A 2,400-nucleotide genomic window follows, 5' to 3' on the forward strand; every position below is an offset into this window, starting at 1 on the left:
GGGCGTAGGGCCCCTGCGGGGGCGCGCCCTGGAAGCCGAACGGCGCCGGGGACTGCGGGGTGCTGCGCTGCGGCCGCGGGCCGTTCTGCATCGTCATGCCCGTCACATCGCCGACTCCTGACCGGGCATTACTCGCGTCACCCGAACGTGGCCGCTCGCTCCCGGCCGCCCTGGGCAGCGCGGTCCGGACCTGCCAAGGTGGGGCCGTGGCAGAGGTCGACGGCGAGCCCGGAGCCCAGCGGGGATCCCGCCCGTGAGTGCCGGATGACCGCCCTGCGCGTCCTGCGCGGCGGCACGACGGGCCCCACGCTCCTGCTGCTGCACGGGCTGGGCGCCACCGCCGAGGTCTGGGCGGGCCTCACCGCGCTGCTCGACGACCGGGCCTGGGTCGCACCCGACCTGCCGGGCCACGGTGGTTCCGACCCCTTGCCGCACTACGCCTTCGAGGCGGTCGCGCAGGCCGTGGCCCCGCTCGTCGACCCCGCGGGGACCGAGGTCCTCGGGCACTCCTTCGGTGGGGTGGTGGGGCTGCACCTGGCCGCGCTCCCGGGCGTCCGGACGGTGACCGGGCTCGGGATCAAGGCGGTCTGGACGCCTGCGGACCTCACCCGCGCCGCCGCGCTCGCCGACCGTCCGCCGAAGGTGGTCCCCACCCGCGCGGACGCCGTCGCCCGGCACGTCCGCGAGGCCGGCCTCACCGACCCGGCCGCCGTCCCGGACGCCGCCGTCCGCGAGGTCGACGGCGGCTGGCGGACCGCACTGGACCCGCGGGCGTTCGGGGTGGGGGACCCCCGCCTCGCCGAGCTGGTGGCGGTCGCCCCCGTCCCGGTGCGGCTGGCCCGCGGCGAGCACGACCCGATGGTGACCACCGCCGACCTCACCGCCCTGGTCGAGGCCCCGGTGGAGCTGTCGGGCCTGGGCCACAACGCCCATGTCGAGGATCCCACCGCCCTCCTCGCCCTGCTCTCCCGCCCGGTCCACGAACCCTGAGACCCTGCTGATCACCCGGGTGGGGTCGTGGCGCCCACCAGGTGGATGGAGCCCTTGCGGCCGCGCACCGCCAGGTCCCAGCCCGTGTCGGACCGTTCGGTCACCAGTTCCACGGTGGACGGCAGGAGCACCGGCTTGCGGAACAGCACCGTGTAGGCGAGGGCGTCGGGGGTGCGGCCCTGCAGGGCGGCGAGGGCGTGGGCGGCGGTCCACATCCCGTGCGCGATCGTGCGGGGGAAGCCGAAGGCCTTGGCGGTCAACGGGTTCAGGTGGATCGGGTTCACGTCCCCGCTCACCGCCGCGTACCGCCGCCCGAGATCGCCCGGCAGCGACCAGACCGCCGACGCGGGGCCCTCGGGCGCCGCCACGTCCGGCAGCTCACCGGCGATCCCGGTCGGGGCCTGCACGCCCCGGGCGAGATAGGTCGAACGCCCCTCCCACACGACCCGGCCCGCGGCGGAGATCGCCGAGACGAGATCGACCTGGGCCCCGCGGGCGTGCGCGCCGAACCGCTCGGCGCGCACCCGGATGTCCAGCTGTTCGCCGAGCCCGATCGCCCGGTGCACCGTGATCGTGTTCGCGACGTGCACGAGCCCCGGCAGCGCGAGCGGGAAGGACCGCGCGGCCATCAGCTCCATCTGCAGCCCGAAGGCGAGGACGTGCGGGAAGGTCGGCGGGAGCACGTCGGACAACGCGAACCCGCACACCGCGGAGTAGTCCGCGAGCCGCCCCACCGACGGCGTGACCGACCGTTCGAGCACGGTGTCCGGCAGCGATTTCGCCCGCGGCAGGACCGAACCGGCCGCGGCTCGTGCGTACAGGCCGATCATCAGGCTCCGATCATCGACTGACCGCACACCCGCACGACCTGGCCGTTGACCCCGCCGGACGCGGCCTGGCCGAGCCAGCCGACCGTCTCGGCGACGTCCACGGGCAGTCCGCCCTGGCGCAGCGAGTTGATCCGCCTGCCACCCTCCCGGGTGGCGACGGGCATGTGGGCGGTCATGTCGGTCTCGATGAACCCCGGCGCCACCGCGTTGATCGTGATGCCGCGCGCGGCGACGACCGGCGCCAGTGCCCGCACCATCCCGATGATCCCGGCCTTCGACGCCACGTAGTTCGCCTGTCCCCGGTTGCCGGCGATCCCGCTCTGCGAGGACACCGACACGATCCGGGCCCCGTCGCCGAGCAGGTCGGAGCCCAGCAGCGCGTCGGTGATCCGCAGCTGCGCGCGCAGGTTGACGTTCAGCACCGCGTCCCAGCGCTCGGCGTCCATGTTGGCCAGCAGCTTGTCCCGGGTGATGCCCGCGTTGTGCACCACCAGGTCCACCCGCCCGAACCGCTCCTCGAGGAATGCGACCAGCCGCGCGGGCGCGTCGGCGGCGGTGATGTCCAGCTGGAGCGCGACGC

The 2,400-nt window shown here is 75.1% G+C and carries 3 protein-coding genes; 1 reads left to right on the forward strand and 2 read right to left on the reverse strand.

Going from position 1 to position 2,400, the window contains the following annotated elements:
* Window positions 1–264: 264 nt before the first annotated feature.
* Window positions 265–990: an alpha/beta fold hydrolase gene (locus tag H5J29_RS29380; RefSeq protein ID WP_181784226.1), complete on the forward strand. Its 726-nt coding sequence runs from the start codon at window positions 265–267 to the stop codon at window positions 988–990.
* An 11-nt stretch (window positions 991–1,001) separates the two neighbouring features.
* Here H5J29_RS29380 and H5J29_RS29385 read toward each other — a convergent pair whose 3' ends face one another.
* On the reverse strand, window positions 1,002–1,820 hold the full coding sequence (locus tag H5J29_RS29385; protein ID WP_181784227.1) for a MaoC/PaaZ C-terminal domain-containing protein: 819 nt from the start codon (window positions 1,818–1,820) through the stop codon (window positions 1,002–1,004).
* Window positions 1,820–2,400, reverse strand: a 581-nt coding sequence (locus H5J29_RS29390) for an SDR family oxidoreductase (protein ID WP_181784228.1), incomplete at its 5' end; no start/stop codon positions are given. The genes H5J29_RS29385 and H5J29_RS29390, both read right to left, overlap by 1 nt.

The sequence above is a fragment of the Pseudonocardia pini genome (assembly GCF_013870575.1).
GTDB classification, from domain to species: domain Bacteria; phylum Actinomycetota; class Actinomycetes; order Mycobacteriales; family Pseudonocardiaceae; genus Pseudonocardia; species Pseudonocardia pini.

What these genes read in the sequence shown, in the direction of transcription:
- H5J29_RS29380 (WP_181784226.1), top strand. Translation starts at nt 265, where the DNA reads ATGACCGCCCTGCGCGTCCTGCGCGGCGGCACGACGGGCCCCACGCTC.
- H5J29_RS29385 (WP_181784227.1), bottom strand. Translation starts at nt 1,820, where the DNA reads ATGATCGGCCTGTACGCACGAGCCGCGGCCGGTTCGGTCCTGCCGCGG.